The 16,556-nt window shown below is 45.4% G+C and carries 13 protein-coding genes; 10 read left to right on the forward strand and 3 right to left on the reverse strand.

Going from position 1 to position 16,556, the window contains the following annotated elements; all coding sequences use genetic code 11:
• Nucleotides 1-291: 291 nt before the first annotated feature.
• The 3 genes from gltB (at nt 292) to NST25_RS04915 (ending at nt 6,764) form a co-directional block, all read left to right on the forward strand.
• The gene (gene gltB / locus NST25_RS04905; RefSeq protein WP_076129241.1) at nt 292-4,887 is read left to right on the forward strand and encodes a glutamate synthase large subunit; all 4,596 of its coding nucleotides are present in this window, start codon (nt 292-294) and stop codon (nt 4,885-4,887) included.
• A gap of 169 nt (nt 4,888-5,056) precedes the next feature.
• Nucleotides 5,057-5,983 (forward strand): ABC transporter ATP-binding protein, encoded by a 927-nt coding sequence (locus NST25_RS04910; RefSeq protein WP_232061156.1) that lies wholly within the window; start codon nt 5,057-5,059, stop codon nt 5,981-5,983.
• Nucleotides 5,976-6,764, forward strand: a complete 789-nt coding sequence (locus NST25_RS04915) for an ABC transporter permease (RefSeq protein WP_076129240.1) — start codon at nt 5,976-5,978, stop codon at nt 6,762-6,764. The genes NST25_RS04910 and NST25_RS04915 overlap by 8 nt, the downstream gene beginning before the upstream one ends.
• Nucleotides 6,765-6,772: 8 nt before the next feature.
• Here the strand turns inward: NST25_RS04915 and NST25_RS04920 are convergent, their stop codons facing one another.
• Nucleotides 6,773-7,222, reverse strand: coding sequence for a polymer-forming cytoskeletal protein (locus NST25_RS04920; protein WP_038568928.1), 450 nt, complete (start codon nt 7,220-7,222; stop codon nt 6,773-6,775).
• Nucleotides 7,223-7,260: 38 nt separating this feature from the next.
• On the reverse strand, nt 7,261-8,541 hold the full coding sequence (locus tag NST25_RS04925) for a peptidoglycan DD-metalloendopeptidase family protein (protein WP_340393415.1): 1,281 nt from the start codon (nt 8,539-8,541) through the stop codon (nt 7,261-7,263).
• A 161-nt stretch (nt 8,542-8,702) separates the two neighbouring features.
• Here NST25_RS04925 and cls point away from each other — a divergent pair, with 161 nt between their 5' ends.
• Both cls and NST25_RS04935 read left to right on the forward strand, forming a co-directional pair.
• Nucleotides 8,703-10,133 (forward strand): cardiolipin synthase, encoded by a 1,431-nt coding sequence (gene cls / locus NST25_RS04930; protein WP_076129238.1) that lies wholly within the window; start codon nt 8,703-8,705, stop codon nt 10,131-10,133.
• 240 nt (nt 10,134-10,373) lie between these two features.
• Nucleotides 10,374-11,213, forward strand: a complete 840-nt coding sequence (locus NST25_RS04935) for a YitT family protein (RefSeq protein ID WP_248547977.1) — start codon at nt 10,374-10,376, stop codon at nt 11,211-11,213.
• 204 nt (nt 11,214-11,417) lie between these two features.
• Here the strand turns inward: NST25_RS04935 and ligD are convergent, their stop codons facing one another.
• Nucleotides 11,418-12,302: a non-homologous end-joining DNA ligase gene (gene ligD, locus NST25_RS04940; RefSeq protein WP_076305001.1), complete on the reverse strand. Its 885-nt coding sequence runs from the start codon at nt 12,300-12,302 to the stop codon at nt 11,418-11,420.
• 123 nt (nt 12,303-12,425) lie between these two features.
• On the opposite strand from ligD, the gene NST25_RS04945 reads away from it, so the two are divergent.
• From NST25_RS04945 to NST25_RS04965, 5 genes are all read left to right on the forward strand, one after another.
• The gene (locus tag NST25_RS04945; RefSeq protein WP_340393417.1) at nt 12,426-13,028 is read left to right on the forward strand and encodes a sigma-70 family RNA polymerase sigma factor; all 603 of its coding nucleotides are present in this window, start codon (nt 12,426-12,428) and stop codon (nt 13,026-13,028) included.
• Nucleotides 12,992-14,176 carry a hypothetical protein gene (locus tag NST25_RS04950; protein WP_340393418.1) on the forward strand — a complete coding sequence of 395 codons (1,185 nt, stop codon included), beginning with the start codon at nt 12,992-12,994 and terminating at the stop codon, nt 14,174-14,176. The genes NST25_RS04945 and NST25_RS04950 overlap by 37 nt, the downstream gene beginning before the upstream one ends.
• Before the next feature lie 383 nt (nt 14,177-14,559).
• On the forward strand, nt 14,560-14,895 hold the full coding sequence (locus NST25_RS04955; RefSeq protein WP_340393419.1) for a hypothetical protein: 336 nt from the start codon (nt 14,560-14,562) through the stop codon (nt 14,893-14,895).
• Complete coding sequence (locus NST25_RS04960; protein WP_339189720.1) at nt 14,879-15,694, forward strand: hypothetical protein; 816 nt, start codon at nt 14,879-14,881, stop codon at nt 15,692-15,694. Before NST25_RS04955 ends, NST25_RS04960 begins: the two co-directional genes overlap by 17 nt.
• Nucleotides 15,695-15,720: 26 nt before the next feature.
• Nucleotides 15,721-16,527, forward strand: a complete 807-nt coding sequence (locus tag NST25_RS04965; RefSeq protein WP_076194217.1) for a hypothetical protein — start codon at nt 15,721-15,723, stop codon at nt 16,525-16,527.
• Nucleotides 16,528-16,556: the final 29 nt, after the last annotated feature.

Here is a 16,556-nt window from a genome sequence, read left to right on the forward strand (position 1 = left end):
TTCTTGCAAACATATTAGAAGGAGTGAAAAATCTTGTAACGCTTTCATTGCATATGCACTTATGCGTTATTTATGTATAATTATGCAACATGAAGTTTTTTTAAACTTTTACTCGCTAAAGCTGTGATGCAAAAACAATTGTTAATCAGCATCATAAAAAAGTTTAAATTGCGCTGATGATACCTCGGTGATAAAATAATAGCACTAATCTGGATTGAATAATTATTAAGATTTTCATGTGAAAAATTTTCCTAACACATTGCATACTTTATAATAGAAAGGTTGCGTTCGATGAAACACACTGAACTGCCCGTAAAACAGGGCCTGTATGATCCCCAGTTCGAAAAAGATGCTTGCGGCATGGGATTTGTAGCTCATATTAAAGGCACACCGTCTCACAATATCGTAAGTAATGCTTTGACAATGCTCTTTAATATGGAGCATCGGGGAGGCCAAGGTAGCGAACCCAACTCTGGTGACGGAGCAGGTATCATGCTTCAAATTCCGCACCGTTTCTTTGCAAGCGAAGCTCAGAAGCTAGGCTTTGCTTTGCCGGAACAAGGCCATTATGGCGTGGGCATGATCTTTTTATCTCATAACGAAGAAGTTCGGGCGCAGCATGAAGCTCTCTTAAGCAATATTATTGCTGAAGAAGGTCAAATAGTACTCGGCTATCGTGATGTGCCTACCTATGATGAAATGCTTGGCAAGACAGCGAAAGCTGCTAAGCCTTTTGTGCGTCAAGTATTTATCGGCCGCTCGGCTTCGGTCACGAATGAGTTGTCTTTTGAACGTAAGCTTTATGTAATCCGCAAACGTGCAGAGCTTGCCATTCGTTACGGTGGTGCAGAAGAGGATGAATCCTTCTATATTCCAAGCTTGTCGTGCCGTAAGATTGTATACAAAGGCATGCTGACTACAGAACAAGTCGGACAATTCTACCTGGATTTGCAGAACGAAGAGCTGGAATCAGCGATCGCGTTAGTTCACTCCCGTTTCAGCACGAACACCTTCCCAAGCTGGGAACGTGCGCATCCCTACCGCTTTATGATCCACAACGGTGAGATCAACACCTTGCGTGGTAATGTGAACTGGATGCATGCGCGCCAGTCATTGTTTAAGAGCGAAGTGTTTGGTGAAGATCTGAACAAGATCAAGCCTGTTATTAACCCGGATGGATCGGACACTGCAATGTTCGATAACACCTTTGAGTTTCTCTATTTGAGCGGACGCTCCCTGCCACAGGTAGCCATGATGATGGTTCCTGAACCATGGAGCAATCATGATAGTATGGATGCTGATAAAAAAGCATTTTATGAATACCACAGTACTCTAATGGAGCCATGGGACGGGCCTGCTGCAATGGGCTTTACCGATGGGATACAAATCGGCGCTATTCTGGACCGTAACGGCCTGCGTCCTGCTCGTTATTATGTAACGAAAGACGATATGATTATTTTATCCTCAGAAGCCGGTGTACTGGACATTCCAGCAGAGGACATCTTATATAAAGACCGCCTGAAACCTGGCCGCATGCTGCTTGTGGATACGAAGGAAGGCCGCATTATCTCTGATGAGGAAGTTAAATCGGCTATCGCCTCTGAGAAGCCTTATCGCCAGTGGCTGGATGAGCATTTGATCAGTCTTGATGAGCTTCCGGATGCACCTGAACTGCCAAATCCTAAGCATGACAATGTACAACAGCTACAGCAGGCTTTCGGCTATACTTTTGAAGACTTGCGCAAGGTGCTTGAGCCAATGGCATCTACTGGTGCTGAAGCTGTCGGTTCCATGGGTTATGATGCTCCACTCGCCGTATTTTCGGACCGCCCGCAACGTCTCTATAACTATTTCAAACAAATGTTTGCTCAGGTAACGAATCCACCCATCGATGCCATTCGTGAAGAGCTGGTTACATCCACAACGACTACGATTGGACCAGAGCGTAATTTGCTTAAACCGGAACCGGAAAGCTGCCGCCAGATCTCGCTGCAAACGCCAATTCTTTCGAACGAAGATTTTGCTAAGATTCGCCATGTTCGCCGTGCAGGCTTCAAATCGATGTCTATTCCAATTCTTTTCCCGGCTGAGCTTGGGGCAGAAGGATTACGCATCGCGCTTGAGCGCATGAACGAGGCTGCTGACCGTGTTATGGCTAAAGGGCATAACATTCTGATTCTGACTGACCGCGGTGTGGACAGTGAGAATGCTGCGATTCCAGCTCTGCTTGCGGTATCGAGTCTGCATCACCATTTGATCCGCCAAGGAACACGGACGAAGGTTAGTATTTTGCTGGAATCCGGTGAACCACGTGAAGTCCATCATTATGCGTTGCTGCTCGGTTATGGTGTGAGTGCAGTAAATCCTTATCTGGCTTTTGAAAGCTTGGATGACATGATCGGCCAAGGCTTATTGCGGGGAATCTCGCATGAAAAAGCAGTGAAGAACTATATTAAAGCTGCGACTAAGAGCGTAGTTAAGATTCTTTCCAAAATGGGAATTTCGACGATTCAATCTTACCGCGGTGCGCAGATTTTTGAAGCTGTGGGTCTGAACTCTGAGTTCGTGGATCGTTACTTTACTTGGACACCTTCCCGGATTGGGGGGATTGGCCTGGAGGAAGTGGCAACTGAGGCGCTTATCCATCATAACCGTGCTTTTACAGAAAAAGACGGAAATGATAAGGTGCTTGACTCCGGTGGCGATTATCAATGGCGTAATGATGGGGAAGAGCATCTATTCAATCCACAGACGATTCATCTGCTTCAGCACTCTGTGCGTAGCGGGAATTATGATATGTACAAGAAATATGCTGCCCTTGTTCAAGGAGAAAGCGAGAAACAATTGACGCTTCGTTCCTTGTTGCAATTCAAGTCAGCCTATGAACCGATTCCACTGGAAGAAGTAGAATCTGCATCGTCCATTATGAAACGGTTTAAGACGGGTGCAATGTCCTTTGGTTCCATTAGTAAGGAAGCACATGAGACACTGGCCATTGCGATGAACCGTATCGGTGGTAAGAGTAATACAGGTGAAGGTGGCGAAGATCCAGCCCGCTATATTCCGGATAGCAATGGTGATTCACGTCGCAGTGCGATTAAACAAGTAGCTTCTGGACGTTTTGGTGTTACCTCGAACTACCTAGTTAACGCTGATGAGATCCAGATTAAAATGGCTCAGGGTGCTAAACCAGGGGAAGGTGGACAGCTTCCGGGACGTAAAGTTTATCCTTGGGTCGCTGAAGTACGTGGCTCAACAGCAGGTGTCGGTCTGATCTCACCTCCACCGCATCATGATATTTACTCTATCGAGGATTTGGCAGAGCTGATCTATGATCTGAAAAATGCAAATCCACGTGCAAACATTAATGTTAAGCTCGTATCGGAAGTTGGAGTGGGTACGATTGCTGCGGGTGTAGCCAAAGGGCGCGCTGATATTATCTTGGTTAGTGGCTATGATGGAGGTACAGGGGCATCGCCGATGAACTCCATTCGTCATGCGGGTCTTCCGTGGGAGCTTGGCTTGGCTGAAACCCATCAGACATTGATGCTCAACAATCTGCGTGACCGTGTAGTTCTGGAAACAGATGGTAAAATGCTAAGCGGCCGCGATTTGGCTGTAGCTGTATTGCTTGGGGCCGAAGAGTATGGTTTTGCCACTGCTCCGCTAGTATCTGTTGGCTGTATAATGATGCGTGTCTGCCAAATGGATACTTGTCCGGTTGGTGTAGCTACACAGAATCCGGATCTTCGTAAGAATTTTACCGGTGATCCGCAGCATGTAGTTAACTTTATGACCTTCGTGGCACAGGATCTACGTGAAATTATGGCAAGTCTCGGCTTCCGTACAATTGAAGAGATGGTAGGCCGTACCGATTGTCTAGACGCAACTCAGGCGTCGAAGCATTGGAAGAAGAAAGGCATAGATTTGAGCAGCCTGCTGCATACACCGGAATTACCGGAAGGAAGCACACGCTTCCGCAGTAAATACCAGAATCATGGTCTGGAAGAGACACTGGATGTTTCGCAGCTGCTCGACCTGGCAGCACCTGCACTGGAATCAGGTACGGCTGTTGAGGCATCACTGCCAATCACGAACGTTAATCGTGCCGTCGGAACTATCCTTGGCAGCGAGCTGACCCGCAAGTATGGGGCCGCAGGTTTGCCGGATGATACGATTCGGCTTCATTTCACCGGTTCTGCTGGTCAAAGCTTGGGTGCATTCGTGCCTAAGGGAATCACGCTTACGGTGGAAGGAGATTCCAATGACTATGTAGGTAAAGGATTGTCGGGTGGTAAGATTATTATCAAGCCATCTCCGAAAGCTACCTTTGCTGCTGAGGACAATATCATTATCGGAAATACTGCATTCTACGGTGCAACAGGTGGAGAAGCTTATATTAACGGTATCGCTGGTGAACGTTTTGCCGTCCGTAACTCCGGAGCGAAGGTTGTTGTAGAAGGCGTGGGTGACCATGGCTGTGAATACATGACTGGAGGCCGAGTGGTTGTCCTTGGTGAAACTGGCCGTAACTTTGCGGCAGGGATGTCAGGCGGTATCGCTTATGTCTACGACCCAGATAGAACCTTCATCGGCCGCTGCAATCTCGAAATGGTACTGCTCGAGAGAGTGGAAGAGTCTGAGGAGATCGAAGAGCTGCGTGAGCTGATTATCCGCCATACCGAGCTTACAGGTAGTGCGGCTGGCGCACGAGTACTGAATCAGTGGGCAGATAGCTTGCCGAACTTCGTTCGTGTCATTCCGAAGGATTACAAACGGATGATGGAGCAAATTCGCAAGGTAGAACAAACCGGATTGACCGGAGAAGCTGCGTTGATGGCTGCATTTGAAGCAAATATGCGCGAGCTTGCCCGTGTTGGCGGTTAAACTGTTGTTCTTGAATGAAATAGGAACTAAATGAATAAGGGGACCTGACTCTTCCTAATACCGGAGAAGTCAGGTTCCTTTTTTAACTGGCAGACTCTTATCCTCTAGTGATTTTCGGAAAAAAGGGTATATGTGGTAAACTAGGTTATAGATGAAAGGAAGTGAGACTATGTCGAATACAGAAATATTGATGGAGCCTGTTGCCCGCCTGCAGGGAGTCACCAAAAAAATCGGCTCGAAAACGCTGGTGAGCGATTTAACGCTGGACATCCCGCCTGGACAAATCTTCGGTTTTTTGGGACCCAACGGAGCAGGTAAGACTACTACAATACGGATGATGGTAGGATTGATTTCCATTAGTCGTGGAGACATCTTGATCTGTGGCCGTAGTATTAAAAACCATTTTGAAGAGGCTATCGCAAATATAGGGGCCATTGTAGAAAATCCAGAGATGTACAAGTTCCTCACCGGTTATCAGAATCTGCGCCAATATGCACGGATGGTGCCAGGGGTAACAAAGCAACGGATAGATGAGGTTGTCGAGCTAGTCGGACTAGGTCAAAGAATTCATGACAAAGTTAAGACCTATTCGCTAGGTATGCGTCAGAGGCTGGGAGTGGCTCAAGCACTGCTGCACAGACCCAAGCTGCTGATTCTAGATGAGCCAACCAACGGGCTGGACCCACAAGGGATACGCGAGCTCCGAGACTATTTACGCCGTTTATGTCAGGAAGAAGGAACAACTGTATTCGTCTCCAGTCATTTACTTTCCGAGATGGAGCTCATGTGTGACAGCGTTGCGATTATCCAAAATGGACGACTGGTGGATGTGAAGCAGCTGAAAGGGGTAGGCAATACTGTAATGCCTCTGGGAGAAACCTTGTTCGAGGTTGATAATGCTGAGGCTGCGTTAGCCCTCATTGGACGTGGAGTATTTAAGAGTGGGGGACTTGTGCTTGAGGCAGAGCGTGAGGAGATTGCAGAATTAAATGCCAAGCTAGTGGCAGGTGGGATTAAGGTGTATAACATCAGAACCCTTGCCCGTACGCTGGAGGATCAATTCTTAGAGGTTACAGGAGGTGAAGGAATTGGGTGAGTTTACAGCTCTCATACATAATGAGAATATCAAAATATACAGCCGTGTCCGCACATGGATTATGCTGCTTATTCTTGCAGTGATGAGCGTGCTGCTTCCTGCGCTTATTTATTTCACAAGCGAAGGCGATTCATCGCTTATGGGGCTTTGGGACAACTTTCAGATGACGGTGAGTATTGCGTTCTTCTTGAATACAATCTTTACCGTTGTAGTGGCTTCTGACTCCGTAGCGGGCGAATTTACCTGGGGAACCATTAAGCTGCTGCTGATTCGCCCGTGGAGTCGCTCCAAGATCCTGCTCTCGAAATATATTTCCATGCTGTTATTCAGTTTGCTTAGCACCGCAGTATTGATTGCTTTTGGGTTTGGTGCTTCGTTAATCTTCTCCTCATCTTCGGGAGATACGATGTCATCCATTACGGCTTGGAGTCCAGCGGAATATTCCTTCCTAGATCTCCTATGTCGTTACATTGAGCTTTTCCTGACTGCTGCTCTGGCTTTCATGGTATCTAGCGTATTCCGCGCAAGTGGGCTGGCTATTGGATTATCCTTATTTATTATGTTTGCCAAGAGTATTTTTACGGTTATTTTTAGTCCAGAACGGTTTGAATGGGCCCAATACTTAATCTTCACACATATGGATCTAAGAGGTTACCTATTGTCGGATACGGGTCCGGGGGGCTCAACACTTGGCTTCTCCATAGCTGTATTAGCGGTGTACTATATCCTATTCCTGGCCATTTCCTGGATTGTCTTCCGTAAAAGGGACGTTGCTTCATAGAAATAAGTCTAGCCGGCTTCAAGTGTTCCTTGAGCTTTGGAGGAGCGCTTGGCTGCCTTGTCCTTTTTCATATTACTTTTGGGCTCACCTGCTTTTTCAGAGGTGGGCTGTTCTTGCATGGCAATGGAGCCATTCAGGAGGCTGCCTTCCATAATGCTAAGTGCTCCTGCTGAAATATTGCCATGCAATTCTCCGGTTCCGGTCATAATGAGTCTGCGATCAGCCGTAACATCACCGTATACTTTGCCGGCAATCACGATTTCTTCCGCTTTAATACTGGAGCGCACTGTTCCTTCTTCTCCTACAGTCACGACACCACTGCAAATAATCTCACCGCTAAAGGTACCCTCAATCCGCAGGTTTGTATCACATTGCACCTTACCCTCCAGTGTTCCTCCATGCCCAATTAGGGAATCGGTAGATTTAAAGGGGACACGCTGCTGCCGTTTGTTCCACATTTATAAATTCCTCCTATTTTGAAATTAAATGCAACCCTTTAGGGTTTGACATACGCCAAAGGGTTGACTGTTTTATTCTGCTTCACAACCTGAAAATGAAGATGAGGACCTGTGCTTCGGCCAGTGCTTCCAAGCAAGCCGATTTTCTGCCCTTTGCTAACCTTGTCTCCCGCAGATACGATCATTCCGTTCAAATGCATGTACCAGGTTTCCAATCCATTTGAATGCTTAATCACGATGTATTTTCCGCGTGCGCCCATTTGTTCCGCAGTAATAACCTCGCCATCTAAGGCAGCATATACAGGATCACCGATGTTCCCAGCAATATCGACACCGGAATGGAACGCAGACAAACCTTTGAATGGATCTGAGCGGTAGCCGAAGCTTGAAGAAATGACTTTGGACTCGGTAGGCCAGAGCGGTACAGCGTTAAGTTTAGCCTTTTCTGCACGGGCCTTTTGAGCTTGCAGATTTGCCTGTACGTTATTCTCATGCTCTGCCTGTGTGATCGTCTGTGTGATACTTTCCACCATTTCATCAAGCATCCCGTGAATCTCCTCAAAGTCATCCTTAGTTTCTTCCACCAAGCTCGTAGCGTCGTTCTGATACACCGCGATGTATTCTCCACCAACCTGCGGGGTGAGTGTTTTTGGAAGGGCTGCGGTGATGGCCCCAAAGCGGAAACTTATGGCGGATAGAGAAGTGGAAGATGAGTTCTCTTCAGTACTCTGCTTAAAGGAAGTCTCTTTAGGAACAGGAGAAGAAAGACGGTTCGATAAACCTAATGTTGAATTTGAAGTGGCCGATCCAGCTTTTGATTTTTCTGTTGCGGGTTTCTCCGGTTGGGATTCATTCGTGTCTGTAGCGGCAGCAGCACCTTTGCTTTTGTTAATCAATGCTTGCAGCTCCTGTTCCAGTGCATTTACACTCTTCAGCTTGTCTTTAATGTTATCTGCCTCTTCCGAAAGTTCGCTGACCTGGCTACGAAGCTGTGTTAAATCTTTATCCTTGTCGGCGACCTTCATTTCCATGCGGAGATTGGTTAGCGATAGTGCGGCTGCCTCGGCTTCTAGCTGTGAGATGGACTGAGAGGCATGGAAATGCATAGAGGTGACCAGACTGGAGATAGACAGGGCTGCTGCTGCCGGTAAGGCGAACGCTAGCGGTTTGGAGATGTGGAGCTGTTTGACTGGACGTCCGGCATCCCTTACGACAAGCAGCGTAATCCGTTTATGATCTGGCTGACTCTTCATGGCTTCTCCTTTCTGCGGCTTATGGCAGCCGCTTGCGATACCTGAGGCTAACGATTTTTCTTCCATTAGGCTCATCCGAATTGTCCTACTACTCTATGTATTCCATATCTTTCAGGAACATGACAACGGTTTGTTTGAATAAAGAAGGAGAGTTACGGCAAAACCTGTACTAGAGTCATCGCAGAGAGTCTATTGCATCTGTTTTTATTAATTGAGGGGGTAGAGAATTGAAGATTTTCGCGATAATTCTAATTCTTTTTATCATACAGATTGCATTGATTGTATTTCTGGAGTACCGACGCCCGCAAAGGGCTATAGCATGGTTGTTTATTTCCTTCTGTTGTCCACCGCTCGGTCTGGCATTCTATTATTTTCTAGGTCGTGACTACAGACAGAATAGAAAATTGAACAAAAGATGTACTTCACTCTTCCGGGAAATCCGTTCGTATGTCACTGGTAAGATTAAGGTAGTAAAACAAGCGTCGGATACTGGAAACGCTCAGTTTGAGAATAACGAGGGTTTATTGGTTTTGCTTGCAAAGCTCTCGGAAGGGCCTATTACAGGCCATAACAAAAGCAGAGTGCTGTCAACTGCAAGAGAAGCTTACGACGCTATGCTGGAAGCCATGGAAGAGGCAAAAGAACATATCCACATGCAATTTTATATTTATCGTGATGATGAGATCGGAGAACAGTTTCAGGACGTTATGATTCGAAAGGCGCGGCAGGGAGTAAAGGTGCGTTTGCTTTGTGATGGACTGGGCAGTCATCGATTAAGCCGTAGGTTTATTCGAACCCTGAGAAATGCCGGGGTGGAGTTCCACTTTTTTTTACCTCCGATTAGTTCTTTACTGGATCGTCGGTTTAATTTCCGCAATCATCGGAAGATCCTAGTGGTGGACGGATTGATTGGTTTTACGGGGGGAATGAATATCGGTGATGATTACTTAGGAAAGGACGCCAAGATGGGTTACTGGCGCGATACCCATCTGCGTTTAGAAGGAGATTCTGTTTATTATATTCAGTATGTCTTCCTGAAGGATTGGAGACTGGCCTCTGGTGAAGGTATGAGTCATCCTCGTTTGTTCCCTGAGCACTCTTGCAAGGAGCAAGAGGCCGTGCAGATTGTAGGAAGTGGACCGGATGCTGCGATTGATGCTTCTCAGGAGATGTATTTTGCCGCTTTTTGCTCTGCTAGGGAACGGATCTGGATTACTTCACCGTATTTTATTCCGGATCCTGCGATTTGTCGTGCTTTGAAGAGTGCAGTCCTTCGTGGAGTGGATGTTAGAATCATCATTCCGGCGAAGCCTGATAATAAGCTTGTTTATCATGCTTCTTTGTCTTATCTGGAGAATTTACAAGATGCAGGCGTGAAGTTCTATCGCTACACCAAAGGATTTATGCATGCCAAAGTCATGATTGTGGATGATCTGCTGGGTACGGTGGGAAGTGCGAATCTGGATATGCGCAGCTTCTATTCTAATTTCGAAATGACAGCGGTTTTGCTGCATCCTGAGACGATAGCAGAGCTAGTCGCGGGGTTTGAAAAGGATCAAAAGAACAGTGAATTCATTGATCCTGTAAAATTTAAGGAGAGAGGGAGAATTGTCAAACTCGGTGAAGGGCTATGTCAGTTGTTATCACCGCTGTTATGACCGGAAAGAGGACTAAATCTGAATTTTTCGAAGGATAGTACGTGTTCCATTCATTATTAGAGCATATTTTGTGATATAATAATTGTATAAGAAGAAATGTAAGAAAGTATAGATTGTAGTTATACTTCCGAATGTTTCAAAACTATACTGTTAAATTGTAGGGGGAGTTCTATGAATGTGAGTCCACAAATGTTTACCAAAGAGGAGCAGAACAAACTGCAGAAGACCGGTGCCCATAAAATGGCTAAGTTCGCGCAGCGTATGATCATGTTATCCGTAGGGGCCGCCATGATGGCTGTTGCACTTGAGATATTCCTAGTACCTAATCAAATGATTGATGGCGGGATTACCGGTATCTCCATTATTTTATCACATTTATTTGACATTCCTCTGGGTATATTATTGACACTGCTCAACCTTCCGTTCCTGTTAATCGGTTATAAGCAAATCGGTAAGACATTTGCCTTATCTACCTTATATGCGATTTTACTTATGTCTATCGGCACTTCAATGCTGCATCATGTAGAGGCCTTTACAGTTGAACCGATGCTTGCTGCCGTGTTTGGCGGTATCATTCTAGGTGTAGGTGTTGGATTGGTTGTACGTTTCGGGGGATCTCTAGACGGTACAGAAATTGTTGCGATTTTGGTAGCCAAGAAGCTTCCCTTCTCTGTAGGTGAAGTAGTTATGTTCTTCAACCTGTTCATCTTGTCCGGAGCTGGATTTGTGTTCGGTTGGAATAACGCGATGTTCTCCCTGATTGCTTATTATATTGCATTTAAGGTTATTGACATCACCCTTGAGGGTCTGGATCAATCGAAATCAGTATGGATTATCAGTGATAAATTCCGCGATATCGGGGAAGCTCTGACAGAGCGTCTTGGACGTGGTGTTACTTATTTAGATGGAGAAGGCGGATTTTCCGGTGAGAACAAGAAAGTGATCTTTGTAGTTATCACCCGTCTGGAAGAAGCTAAGCTTAAAACCATTGTTGAAGATTGGGATTCTGATGCATTCATCGCAATAGGTAACATCCATGATGTTAAAGGTGGCCGCTTCAAGAAGAAATCCATCCACTAGCGTAGCTCTTAAGTATCATTAACTGAAAGAAGGTATTTTTACGGATAAAAAAGCAATAAATACGGTGAACAAAGCTCGGCCTGCCGTATTCTTATATAGTATACCTTCTGTCCTTGAGTGGGACGCCAAATAAGCTCGTAGCATGTAGTTGATGCTGCGGGCTTATTGCTGTTTTTAGGGTCTTTTTTCTATGGGATTGCTCCTTTATGGGAGCTTAGCAATGAGCTGTTCAACGGGCTGTGGGGGCACTTTCTCTAAAAGATCTCCCATACGCTGAAGGCGTTCCTCGATATTAAGCAGATGAAAATTAGAGGGAGATACATTTTGCTGAACCTCCTCCCATAGCAAGGGTGTAGAAACTGTAGCAAGTGGTCTTGCACGTGGTGTGTAAGGTGCAGCTAATGTTTTGCCGCTATAATGCTGGAGGTAGTCAAAATAAATTTTATCTCCGCGATTCTTTTTTAGACGTTCCAGGGTGAACAGGTTGGGATGCTTTTCGGTGACATAACGACCCACAAAATGCCCGATTTTCCGCAATCCATCAAAAGTAACGCCAGTCTCGATAGGGACGATGATTTGCACCCCGGTAGCACCGGAGGTTTTGGGTACAGAGGAGAGGCCAAGAGAGGTTAAGACCGCCCCAACGATCGCAGTTGCTTCCATGATACGAGGTTCGATCTCAAGTGACGGATCAAGATCAATCATCCACTCACAGGGCAGCTCGCTGCCTACATAATGCAGGGAAGGGTGGAATTCCAAAGCAGCCAGATTCCCCAGCCAGATCAGCTCAGGTAAACCTTGCAGCTTGATATAGTTAATATTCTCGTGTACAGCGGTTTGGACAAAGGCCGGAAGCGGATCAGGCGCATTTTTCTGATAAAAGGACATTCCAGTGATGCCGTGCGGATAACGAATGACGGTAAGCAACCGGTCTCGGCAATAACGCAGCAGATAGGGAGAGAGTGCAGCGAGCTTTTGCAGATAAATCCGTTTGGTAATGCCACATTCAGGCCATAGCAGCTTCTCTGGGTTAGTGATGATGATTTCTTCTCCGTCTATGGTAATTGTACCTTTGATCGCTGCCGGCATCGGGGAAACTCCCTTCTGTGATAGGAATGAAGGTATTATGTGTCAGTCTGCTCCTTTTCATGAAAAAAATATTCCCAAAGTGTCCCTTTTGGATGATCATAAGACTTATAAGGATATACGTTAATGAGAAAGGGGAGTTTGCTGATTTTGGACGGGATCGAGCACACTGTTGTTCGGGTAAAGTCAGGCGAGGTAGATTCCTATGTCTTGATCGTCGAGGCTTTTCAAAAGCCGATTTACCGCTATTGCTGTCGGCTGCTTGGGAGCCGTACTGAAGCGGAGGATGCAGTACAGGAAATTCTGGTAAAGGCATATCAGCATATAGGCACATACCGCCCTATCGCGAGCTTCTCTTCATGGCTATATAAAATTGCCTACCATCATTGCCTCAGTCTGATCCGCAAACGTCAAAGCCAAATAAAGTTTATGGCGCTTTTTCAACCAGATCCGCCTGCAGAAAGCCCGGAACAGTTGATGGACCGTTACATATTTAACGAACATCTGACTTTTGCCCTCGAGAAGCTGAAGACAGAGGAGCGAAACCTGTTAGTACTTAGAATCTTTGAGGAACAGAGCTTCCCGGAGATTGCGGAGATTCTGGATAAGAATACTGATGCTGTGAAGAAAAAATACAGGCGAACGATTACGAAGCTTGGCAAAATGCTGAATGCTCAGAAAGGGGGAACGGAATGGTGCGGCAACGAGGCTTTGTTGAAGAGAAAATGATCAAGAAAATGGATGCGGTAGGGAGCTGCGAAGAGCTGGATGTAAAAGCAGCTGTTATGAAGCGGGTAAGAGCAATTCATGAACAACAGAATAGGATTGACGGTGAAAGGACGAACATCGTTATCGAGCTGAAGCCGTTCCCAGAACCGGAAGATCCTATTATGCAGAAGCAAAAGGAGATGCCCCAACACCCGTCTAGGTTTAGAAAAAGAGTGCTCACAGGAGTCTCCGCGGCTGTATTGCTAGGGATTATCGGGTTGGGTGCTTTTCAGCTATCTGCTGATGGAGATTTATCGGAACAAGGTAGCCAGGTTACAATTGATATCTCAAAACCCCAAGGTGGTATTATTACACTAGTGAACAGCGGAGGGAAGGCTGTTGTGAAGACGGTGCATAATAATACGCCTGATCCGACAACCTCGCCTGCGATAGAGAAGTATCAGAGCTTATCTATGACTTATAAAGAGCAAGTGCTTGCTCGTTTAAACACTGGGGAAATGGCTGCTTATTATGTGAAGGATGCTGAATTAAATAAGCTGGAGTTAGGGTTAGGCTATGGAAATCAATTGCAGTTTGCTTTTATTTCGCCGGTGTATTCGAAATATCAAGACTTCGTAAAAGAATTAAAAACGGTTGGCGATTTCTGGCCAGGGTTGCCTTCCTCGTTAGCTGATGGTTATGAATTCGAGCAAGGAACTTTTAATGCAGCTCCCCTATACAAGTCGCTAGACACAGAATATGAAGAAATCCTTGAACAATTTCAAAAAAAGGCTACAACCGATAAAACTGGACAAAACTTGTTTATGGAGAAGATAGCTGCAAATTCCATAGATAATGCTGAGGTTACCTACCACAACGGAGATCAAAGAATTACACTATCCTTAAGGCAGAGTGTTTTTAAGGGTTATACCATGCAAGTGTCTATCTTGGAAGGCCAGACTGCTGAAAAATGGTCTGTGACAGGTACAGGTAAAGAGGCAATATTTATCGCGGCGGGTACTGGAAAAGGGAAGAATGCTTGGTCTTCTCAGAATCGATTGTATTGGTATGATGAAGCCACCCAGATGGTTCTTTCTCTGAGCGACAAGCAGGAGAATAAACTGACTCGTGAGCAATGGCAAAAGATTGCCACCAGTTTTATTCACTAGCTACTGTTCTAACTGTACATTAGGAGAAGCTGTCTCAAAAGTAGTGAATTCTACTTGGGAGGCAGCTTTTTATGGAATAGGGAAATAATGGATTTTACTGTGCCATGTGACGATATACCACGCGTAGTGTTCTATGTTAATGGTTGGGGCGGTGGGCGATGTGCTATGTGCTATGTATGATTTTCGTGCGGCTTGCAGTAGATGATTTGTGGAATTAGTGGTATATGTGACGGTGGACTATGGGCGATACGTTCTGTGTTTGTGCAATGTATAGAATGCTTTAAACTAATTAGGGAAAAACTCCCTGAAAATAGCCGCTATTTGCTCTAAATGAACGAAATCAGGGAATTCCTCCCTAATAATCAGGAGAATTGCTTTATTCGTTGCCGAATTGGCTGAATTTCAGGGAAGTTTTCCCTAATTATAGGTCCGATGAACAGAAATCTCTGAAGTTTAGGGAGAAATTCCCCAATTGTTCTATAAGTGCTTCACTTATTGCATCATTAGGAGCATCACTTGATGCGGCACTTGTAATGTTAAGAACAAAAAAGAGGCTGTCCCAAGCAACTATTTCATGGCTTTTGGGACAGCCTCTTTTTTGTGAGAAAATGTCCCTTTTTCTAATGTTGGATTGTTATAGAAGTGTAGTTAAAAACAGGGGTGAAAATACTTTTACCTTATTGAAGGAGAGGATGTTAGAAATTGAAGCTCCATTATGATTTCAAAAAAACAGTTATCGCGTTCTCTGCAGCAATCTTGCTAGGAACAGGAGTGGCCGGGGGTGTGGATGTACCCGGCTTGTCTCTTACAATTGCGGCGGCATCAGGAGCGCAGGTTGCATCACAAACCGATCAGAAGACCCAAAAGGAATTGCAGGCACTCGTAGCTGGAGTGAAGGAAGGTACGCTTTTGGCCTACTACGTACGGGATAAAGTCTCCAATCCACAGGATGCGATCAGCTTCTCTGGCAAAGGGTTTGTTTTTAAAGACTATAAATCCTTTGCTGCGAAGTTTAAAGCGCTAAAGGGTCCGTCTATTCCGCAGCCCGGAAATCTTCCTAAAGGCTTCACTCTGGCGAGAGCCATCATCTATCCACCGGCTGTAGCTAATGATTCAGAGCTGTATTTGCAACTAGAGCAGGAATTGAAGGCAGCAGCGGTTGCTGGTAATTCTAATAAACAGTTGTTTAGTAAAATCATCAGCTGGAACCAGACGAATTTGTCTATGCAACTGTATGCGAAAGGAAAAGCCAATTTTAGCATTGTAACTGGGTCGCCGCCATCCAAACTTCCGGAAGGAGCGGTACCTTTTGTAAGAGCTTCGGAATCTAAGAAAGAATTAACGGTCAACGGCAGAAAAGTAGTACTTACAACTGATTCCGCTAAAGACGCAAGCTTTAACACAAAGCTAGTATGGCTGGATAACTCAGGCACGATACAATATACCCTTTCAGACAATCGGGCCAGTACGCTGACGACAAATGAAATGCTGGCGGTAGCTAAAACCATGATCAAATAACCAAGGGGCTAAAGGAGGATATTATAATGATGATTAAGAAAAGCGCGGCGATTACAGCCTTAAGCTTATTAGTATTGATAAGTGCGGTGAGTGGAACAGCAGGCGCAGTGCCTGCGGGGAGTAATAATAAAAGTAAAGCTACCGCACCCGTTGAGCAGAATACGCCCATATCTTCAACGATTGAAGCTTTGATTGCCAAAGAAAATACAGTTCCCTTACAAGCAGGCGAACTTAAGATCCTGTATGTAAATGATAAGAAATCTAATCCACATGAAACCTTGAGTATAAGCTATATGCCATATAGATTCAGTTCTATAAACGAAGCGGCGCAGAAGTTACTTTCATTAAGCGGGAAGTCACTCCTGATACCTACTTCTCTACCAGAGGATTATAAGTTACAGGATGTCGTTTTAAATCCAGTGATTCCAATGTTTTTTAGCTCAGAGTATAAAACCCTTAGGGATCAGTTAAAAGCTAAAGCCCAAGCTGGTGGTAAAAAGGTGATTTCGCAAAGCTTGAAGTGGAGCAATACAGAAACCTCTATCACCTATCTACGAAATGGAGAGAGGTTGAATTTAAGATCTGCACCTGCATACACGCTACCGGAAGGGGTGACTTTGGCCCAGCTGCCTGGGGATCAGGATGAGAGCTTGACCCTCAACGGGGTTGAGGCGATTTACACAGTTTTTGGGCCTCATCACGGTGATCTTAAAGTCCAGCTGGTATGGTCCAGTGCTGATGGAAGTGTCGATTATACACTTACGAGTACAAAAAATACTGCGCAGACAAAGGCAGAGCTTGAGGCCCTTGTAACAAGTTTTACAGCACAATAAGAAACGTCCTCCCATTTCAGATTGGGAGG

It is taken from the genome of Paenibacillus sp. FSL E2-0190, assembly GCF_037992965.1.
Taxonomy (GTDB): Bacteria; Bacillota; Bacilli; order Paenibacillales; family Paenibacillaceae; genus Paenibacillus_AQ; species Paenibacillus_AQ odorifer.

Bases quoted from the DNA above. Each gene is read 5' to 3' on its own strand.
- gltB (WP_076129241.1), top strand. From the start codon at position 292: ATGAAACACACTGAACTGCCCGTAAAACAGGGCCTGTATGATCCCCAG.
- NST25_RS04910 (WP_232061156.1), top strand. From the start codon at position 5,057: ATGTCGAATACAGAAATATTGATGGAGCCTGTTGCCCGCCTGCAGGGA.
- NST25_RS04920 (WP_038568928.1), bottom strand. From the start codon at position 7,222: ATGTGGAACAAACGGCAGCAGCGTGTCCCCTTTAAATCTACCGATTCC.
- NST25_RS04925 (WP_340393415.1), bottom strand. From the start codon at position 8,541: ATGGAAGAAAAATCGTTAGCCTCAGGTATCGCAAGCGGCTGCCATAAG.
- NST25_RS04935 (WP_248547977.1), top strand. From the start codon at position 10,374: ATGGCTAAGTTCGCGCAGCGTATGATCATGTTATCCGTAGGGGCCGCC.
- ligD (WP_076305001.1), bottom strand. From the start codon at position 12,302: ATGCCGGCAGCGATCAAAGGTACAATTACCATAGACGGAGAAGAAATC.
- NST25_RS04945 (WP_340393417.1), top strand. From the start codon at position 12,426: ATGAGAAAGGGGAGTTTGCTGATTTTGGACGGGATCGAGCACACTGTT.
- NST25_RS04950 (WP_340393418.1), top strand. From the start codon at position 12,992: ATGGTGCGGCAACGAGGCTTTGTTGAAGAGAAAATGATCAAGAAAATG.
- NST25_RS04965 (WP_076194217.1), top strand. From the start codon at position 15,721: ATGATGATTAAGAAAAGCGCGGCGATTACAGCCTTAAGCTTATTAGTA.